We start from the raw sequence: 7,370 nt of genomic DNA on the forward strand, positions 1-7,370 counted from the left end.
GATATTGCTCGCGATAGCGGTGGGTCAGGCTGCATTGAGGTTGAATGTGCCGCCGTCATCGCGAGCAAGCTCGGCTCCCACACTGGATCCGTGGCGTTCCTTGATCCTGCGTCCACCGCCAATCCCCCTGTGGGCGCGAGCTTGCTCGCGAAGGCGGTGGGGCAGCCGACGAAAATGTTGCCTGGCGCTACGTCTTCGCGAGCAAGCCCGCTCCCACAACGACTCCAAACCGATCACAAATCCACACACCAGACAAAATCCCGTTAGTCGCCACCCCCTGCCATGCATTAAAGTAACGCCCCCAGCCCCGGCGTTATCCGAACGCCTGGGGCCACCCTTTCCAGGAACAGTCACCGATGGAACATCGTGAAGCGCTGCTGGCGCTGCGAACCTTTCTTTCAACGCAGATCCTCGGCCAGGAAAAACTCATCGAGCGCCTGCTCATCGCCCTGCTCGCCGACGGCCATATGCTGGTGGAAGGCGCGCCTGGACTGGCCAAGACCAAGGCCATCAAAGAGCTGGCCGAGGGCATCGAAGCGCAGTTCCATCGTATCCAGTTCACCCCTGACCTACTGCCCGCCGACATCACCGGCACCGAAATCTACCGGCCGGAAACCGGCAGTTTCGTGTTCCAGCAAGGGCCGATCTTCCATAACCTGGTACTGGCGGATGAAATCAACCGCGCCCCGGCCAAGGTCCAGTCGGCCCTGCTCGAAGCCATGGCCGAGCGTCAGGTCAGTGTCGGGCGCAGCACCTATGAGCTGTCGCCACTGTTCCTGGTGATGGCCACGCAGAACCCGATCGAGCAGGAAGGCACCTACCCGTTGCCCGAGGCCCAGCTCGACCGGTTCCTGATGCACGTCAAGATCGGCTTTCCCGATGCCGCCGTGGAACGCCGCATTCTCCAGCAGGCCCGGGGTGAAGCGTTGAATGGCGAGACCAAGCCCGAACGTCGCGTGAGCCAGCAGGCGATCTTCTCCGCGCGCAAGGAAATCCTCGGCTTGTACATGGCCGACGCCGTGGAGGAATACCTGGTGCAACTGATCATGGCCACCCGCAACCCCGCGAAGTTCGACCCGGAAATGGCCGAGTGGATCGCCTACGGCGCCAGCCCGCGGGGTTCCATCGCCCTTGACCGCTGCGCCCGTGCCCATGCCTGGCTGGCCGGACGCGACTTTGTCAGCCCGGAAGATATCCAGGCCGTGCTGTTCGACGTGCTGCGCCATCGCATCATCCTGTCGTTCGAAGCCGAGGCCGCCGGCATTGACCAGGATCGGGTCGTGCAGCGGATTCTCGACGTCGTCGCTGTCGCTTGAGCATGCGTCATGAATAACCCCCTGGCGCCCGCACCGGGCATCCGCGTCAGCCTTTCGGAGCTGATCGAGATGCGCCATCGCGTGCGCGAGGTGCAATTGTTTTCCACACCGGGCCAACGCAGCCCGCTGATCGGCCTGCATCACTCCAAGCTGCGTGGGCGCGGGGTGGATTTCGACCAGGTGCGGGTCTACCAGGCCGGCGACGACGTACGCACCATTGACTGGCGCGTCACCGCCCGGACCCAGGAACCCCACACCAAGCTATTCCACGAAGAACGCGAGCGGCCGATCTTCATCATGATCGAGCAAAGCCACCGACTGTTCTTCGGCTCGGGGCTGATGTTCAAGTCGGTGCTCGCCGCCCAGGCCGCCAGCCTGATCGGCTGGGCCGCGCTGGGGCACAACGACCGGGTCGGCGGCCTGGTGTTCGGCAACAACACCCATTACGAGGTCAAGCCGCGGCGCAGCAAACAGAGCCTTCTGCAATTGCTCAACCGGCTGGTGCGGGTCAACCAATCGCTGCACACCGAGGGCGAGCCGGACCGCGACTCGTTCGGCATCGCCCTGCGTCGAGCCCGGGAAGTGCTGCGGCCCGGCAGCCTGGTGATCGTGATTTGCGACGAGCGTGCCTTGTCCGACCGCGCCGAGCAGCAATTGAGCCTGCTGTCGCGCCATTGCGACCTGTTGCTGCTGCCGCTGTCGGACCCACTGGACCACGCCTTGCCCGCCGCCGGCTTGCTGCGCTTCGCCCACCGCGGTGCCCAACTGGAACTCGACACCCTGACTGGCGAGCTGCGCCAGGCCTATCGCGCCCAGGCCGACGCTCGCCAGGAACGTTGGGAGCTGCTGGCGCAGAAGCTGCGAATCCTGATGATGCCCCTGAGCACCCAGGGCGACATGGTCGAGCAACTGCGCGAATACCTGAACCCCAAGCGGGCCGGGAAAAGCCGATGAGCAGTCTCGATCAACTGCAACCGTTGATGGCGCCACCGCCCATCGGCTTCTGGCCACCCGCGCCGGGCTGGTGGTTGCTGCTGGTGCTGTTGTTGCTGCTGGGCCTGGGGCTGTGGCATTTGCGCCGCTTCATTCCCGCCAAGCGCACCACGGACCGCACTGAGCAACCCCTGGACCCGGTGCGCGTGGCCGCCCTGGCCGAACTCGCCCGGCTGCCCAAACCCTACGACGGCGCGCCGGCCGGTGCCTGGCTACAGCAACTCAACGGGTTGCTCAAGCGTCTGTGTCGCAACCATTACCCCTACAGCCAGAGCCACACCCTCAACGGGCGCAAATGGCTGGCCTTCCTCGACAACCGTTGCCCGGCCGCCGGCCTGACACGCTGGATGGTACTGGTGGAAGGCGCCTACAAGCCCGAATGCAAGCTCGACGACAAAGCCATCGCCGGTCTGACCCAGGCGGTGGAAATCTGGATTCGCAAACATGTTTGAATTTGCCTGGCCATGGGTGTTCGCCCTGTTGCCGTTGCCCTGGCTGATGCGCCTGGTGTTGCCGGCGGCCGACAGCGGCGAGCCGGCGCTCAAGGTCAGTTTCCTCGGCGACCTGGAAGGCCTGGTGGGCCGTCGGGCCCGGGCCAATCTGCCGACCTGGCGACAACAGGCACCTTTTATCCTGCTCTGGCTGCTGTTGCTGATCGCCGCCGCCCGGCCGCAGTGGTTGGGGGAACCGTTGCCCATTGCCGCCAGCGGTCGCGACCTGCTGGTGGCGGTGGACGTCTCGGGCTCCATGGACTTTCCCGACATGCAGTGGAAGGACGAAGAAGTCAGCCGCCTCACGCTGGTCCAGCACATGCTCGGGGATTTTCTCGAAGGCCGCGAGGGTGATCGGGTCGGCCTGATCCTGTTTGGCAGCCAGGCCTACTTGCAGGCGCCGCTGACCTTCGACCGTCGCACCGTGCGGCGTTGGCTCGACGAGGCGCGCATCGGCATCGCCGGCAAGAATACCGCCATTGGCGACGCCATCGGCCTGGCCCTCAAGCGCCTGCGCCAGCGCCCGGCCCACAGTCGCGTGTTGATCCTGGTCACCGACGGGGCCAACAACGGCGGCGAAATCGATCCATTGCCTGCGGCGCAGCTGGCCGCCGACGAAGGCGTGAAAATCTACCCGATCGGCATCGGTGCCGACCCGGAACAAAGCGGTACGGCGGGCTTCCTCGGCGTCAACCCGAGCCTGGAGCTCGACGAGCCGACCCTCAAGGACATTGCCCAGGTCACGGGCGGTCGTTATTTCCGCGCCCAGGATGGTGAGCATCTGCTGGCGATCAAGACCACCCTCGACCAGCTCGAACCGGTGACCCAGCAACCGCCCCAAGCGCGCCCTGCCCTGGCGCTGTATCACTGGCCCCTGACCGTTGCGCTGTTGCTGAGCGTGCTGCTGGCGGCCCGGACGCGCTGGCCGGACAATCCACTGCAGCGCCTGCTTAACCAGGCGCTGTTCAAACCGGCCCAACACACCGAGTGGCGCCAACGGCTCAAGCGGCTGCGCTTGCGGAGGCGTCGATGATCGCCCTCTGGCCACACTGGCTGCGCCCCTGGTTCGTGTTGCTGCTGCCGTTGCTGGGCTGGTTGCTCTGGCAACTGTGGCATCGGCAGAAGCGAGTGGGCCGCTGGCAGATGATCTTGCCGCCGGCCTTCCACGCCGTGCTGCTCAGCGGCGGCAGTGGCCGGGAAAGCCGGCTGCCATGGATTGCCCTGGGCCTGGGTTGGGCGTTGATCGTGCTGGCGTTGCTGGGGCCGAGCTGGGCGCGGGTCGAGCAGACCAGCCAGAAACCCGCCGATCCGCTGGTGGTGATACTGGAGCTGACCCCGGAAATGCTCGCCACCGACGTCCCGCCGACGCGCCTGGAACAGGCCCGGCGCAAGTTGCTGGACCTGCTGCAGAACCGCAGCGATGCCCAGACCGCGATCATTGTCTATGCCGGCAGCGCCCACACGCTGGTGCCGCTGTCCGACGACCTGGCCACCAGCGCCAACCTGCTCGAAGCCGTCGCACCGTCGATCATGCCCCAAGGCGGTCATCGCGCCGACCTGGCGGTCCATAAGGCCATGGCCCTGTTGGACCAGGGTGAACTTGGCCACGGTCGGATCCTGCTGATCGGCTCTTCGTTGAACGAACAGGAGCGTGAAGGCATCCGCCAAGTCCTGGACGGCTCCGCCACGCAATGGCTGATGCTGGGCATCGGCACCCGGGAAGGCGCACCGGTGGCCCAGGAAGATGGCAGTTACCTCAAGGATGCCCAGGGTTCGATCCTGGTGCCGCGCCTGGACAGCCCGGGCCTCAAGGCCTTCGCCAACGAACTGGATGGCCGCTACCGACCGGCGCGGCTGGATGACAGCGACCTGCGCGGCCTGGGCCTGCTGGACGGTCCTCGCCATCTGCGCAGTGACGGCCAGACGTTGCGCCTGGACACCTGGGCCGACCAGGGTTACTGGCTGCTCCTGCCATTGTTGCTGCTGGCCGCCTGCGCCGGACGTCGAGGCTGGCTGTTCTGCCTGCCGCTGCTATTCGTGTTGCCGCAAACCGGCCACGCCTTCGAATTCCAGGACCTATGGCTGCGCGCCGATCAACAGGGCCAGCACTTGCTCAAGCAAAAGCGCCCCGCCGAAGCCGCCGCCCGCTTCGAGGACAGCCAATGGCAAGGCGTCGCCCTGTACGAAGCCGGTCAATACAGCGAAGCCGCCCGGCGCTTCGCCGAAGGCAACGACGCCCGTGCCCACTACAATCGTGGCAACGCCCTGGCCAAGAGCGGTGAGCTGGAGGCCGCACTGGATGCCTACGAACAAGCCCTGGAATTGCAACCCGACCTGCGCCCGGCCCAGACCAACAAGGCGCTGGTGCAGAGCCTGTTGAAGGAGCAGGCACCACCGGCGCCAGAGCCCACGCCCGCGGAAAACGCGGAACCAGCCCCCTCCGAGCAAGCGCCGGATAGCACTTCGACGAGCCAGTCTTCCGAACCGGGACAGCCATCCACCGAGACCACCGCGACGCCGGACGAATCCCAGCCTCCACGGGCCGCACAGCCGCCCACCGCCCAGGATGTGCCGGGTAGCGAGCTGCCTGATGAACAGACCACCACGCCGCCGCTGCGTCCCGCCGGCGGCCAGCGCAATGAAGAAGAACAACGCCAGGCCATGGAACAATGGTTGCGCCAGATCCCGGATAACCCCGGCGAGCTGCTCAGGCGTAAATTCTGGTATGAACAGCAAAGCCATCAGGCCCAGGGAAAAACCCCATGACCCGCTTCACCGCCTACCTCCTCGCCTTGCTGCTCTGGGCCTCTGGAACCCAGGCTGCACAGCTGACGGCCAGTGTGGACCGCAGCCGCCTGAACTCCGGGGAAACGGTGGAACTGACCCTGGAATCCAATGACGCCACGTTGTTCGGCAAACCCGACCTGAGCCCGCTCCAGGCCTTGTTCGATGTGCGCGGCACCCGCCAGGTCAATCAGTTGACGACCCTCGCCGGCGAGAACCGCGCCACCACTCGCTGGCTCATCCCCCTGCTGCCACGTCGAAGCGGCACCGTGGTCATTCCGCCGCTGCAACTGGGCGAAGTGAGCAGCCAGCCGATCACCCTGCAAGTCATCGAAAGCGAAACCCGCAACGCCTCGGGAACCCTGGCGCCAGTGTTCATCGAAGCCAGCCTCGACCAGCACGACGTGTATGTGCAGGCCCAGGCGATCCTGACCCTGCGCATCTATCATTCGGTGTCGCTGTACGACGACAGCAGCCTGACGCCATTGCACATCCCCGATGCGCGCACCGAACAACTGGGCGAATCGCGCACCTATGAAAAAGTCATCAACGATGTGCGCCATGGCGTCATCGAACTGCGCTATGGCATCTACCCGCAGCGCAGCGGCGAGCTGACGATTCCGGCCCAGACCTTCAGTGCCACCCTGGTCGAACCGGTGGCCCAGGACGCCGCCCCTTCAGGCCCCAAGCCCGGCCAATTGATGCGGGTCAGCTCCGAGCAACTGCTGCTGAGCGTCAAACCCAAGCCGGCCAGCTACCCGGCCGACGTGCCCTGGCTGCCGGCACGCAGCCTGTCGTTGAGTGAAAGCTGGAGCCCGGAGCCGACCCACAGCCAGGTCGGCGATTCCCTGACCCGCAGCCTGACCCTGGAAGCCGAAGGCCTGGCCAGCGCCCAGTTGCCACCGTTGCCGGCCACCGAGATCAATGGCCTGCGGCGTTATCCGGACCAACCGGTACTGAGCAGCCGCAGCAGTGAACGCGGGCTGGTGGGCAGCCGCGAGGACCGCGAGGCGCTGGTGCCCAACCGCAGCGGCACCATCGAGCTGCCACCGGTGGAAGTGGTCTGGTGGAACACCCTGGAAGATCACCTGGACCGCACCAGCCTCCCGGCGCGGACCCTGCAAGTGGCGAACAATCCGAGCCTGATGGTGGATACACCGGCCAGCACGACGCAGATCGTGACCACGGTGGACAGCGAGACCCTGTGGTATTGGCAACTGAGCAGCCTGATCCTGGCCTGCACGACACTGCTCGGCTTCGGCTTGTGGTGGCGCGCCCGTTGGCAGCCGGCGATCCTGCGCTCGACCCAGGCCGGACCGAGCCCACGCACCCTGCTGGACGACCTCAAGCGTACCTGCCTGGCCAACGACCCCCACGCCACCCGCCAAGCCCTGGACGCCTGGGCCCGCCAGCAACCGGAAACCCTGGCCGACATGGCCGCGCGTTTCGTGCCGCTGTCCGACGCCCTGGATGGCCTCAACGGCGCGCTCTACAGCGAAACCGGCCAGCATTGGCAAGGCGAAGACTTGTGGCGGGCCATTCGTACCATCCCGCCCACCGAAGGGGCGCTGGATTCGGCGGGTGATTCCGGATTGCCGCCGCTTTACCCTAAATAACCCAAACTTCTGTTTTGCAGCCTTCACAGCTTTTTCAGCTTTTTCAGCTTTTTCAGCTTTTTCAGCTTTTTCAGCTTTTTCAGCTTTTTCAGCTTTTGTGGCTTTTGTGGCTTTTGTGGCTGTTGTGGCTTTTGTGGGTTTTGTGGCTTTTGTGGCTTGGGCGCTTGCAG

At 65.3% G+C, this 7,370-nt stretch carries 6 protein-coding genes; all 6 read left to right on the top strand.

Annotated features, from left to right (window positions below):
- The first annotated feature begins 356 nt into the window (after positions 1-356).
- From HGO40_RS29900 to HGO40_RS29925, 6 genes are read left to right on the top strand one after another with little or no spacing between them, the layout of a single operon-like run.
- Positions 357-1,316, top strand: a complete 960-nt coding sequence (locus tag HGO40_RS29900; RefSeq protein ID WP_039589986.1) for an AAA family ATPase — start codon at positions 357-359, stop codon at positions 1,314-1,316.
- Positions 1,317-1,325: 9 nt separating this feature from the next.
- A complete protein-coding gene (locus tag HGO40_RS29905) occupies positions 1,326-2,270 on the top strand; it encodes a DUF58 domain-containing protein (RefSeq protein WP_250965977.1) in 945 nt (314 codons plus the stop codon).
- Entirely contained in the window at positions 2,267-2,761 is a 495-nt protein-coding gene (locus HGO40_RS29910) for a DUF4381 domain-containing protein (protein WP_250965978.1), read from the top strand. The genes HGO40_RS29905 and HGO40_RS29910 overlap by 4 nt, the downstream gene beginning before the upstream one ends.
- Positions 2,754-3,833 (top strand): vWA domain-containing protein, encoded by a 1,080-nt coding sequence (locus HGO40_RS29915; protein WP_250965979.1) that lies wholly within the window; start codon positions 2,754-2,756, stop codon positions 3,831-3,833. The genes HGO40_RS29910 and HGO40_RS29915 overlap by 8 nt, the downstream gene beginning before the upstream one ends.
- On the top strand, positions 3,830-5,566 hold the full coding sequence (locus HGO40_RS29920; RefSeq protein ID WP_250965980.1) for a tetratricopeptide repeat protein: 1,737 nt from the start codon (positions 3,830-3,832) through the stop codon (positions 5,564-5,566). The genes HGO40_RS29915 and HGO40_RS29920 overlap by 4 nt, the downstream gene beginning before the upstream one ends.
- Positions 5,563-7,200 (top strand): BatD family protein, encoded by a 1,638-nt coding sequence (locus HGO40_RS29925; RefSeq protein WP_250965981.1) that lies wholly within the window; start codon positions 5,563-5,565, stop codon positions 7,198-7,200. The genes HGO40_RS29920 and HGO40_RS29925 overlap by 4 nt, the downstream gene beginning before the upstream one ends.
- The last annotated feature ends 170 nt before the right edge of the window (positions 7,201-7,370 follow it).

Origin of the sequence: Pseudomonas sp. CG7, from assembly GCF_023701885.1 — a bacterium.
GTDB classification, from domain to species: Bacteria; Pseudomonadota; Gammaproteobacteria; order Pseudomonadales; family Pseudomonadaceae; genus Aquipseudomonas; species Aquipseudomonas zanjanensis.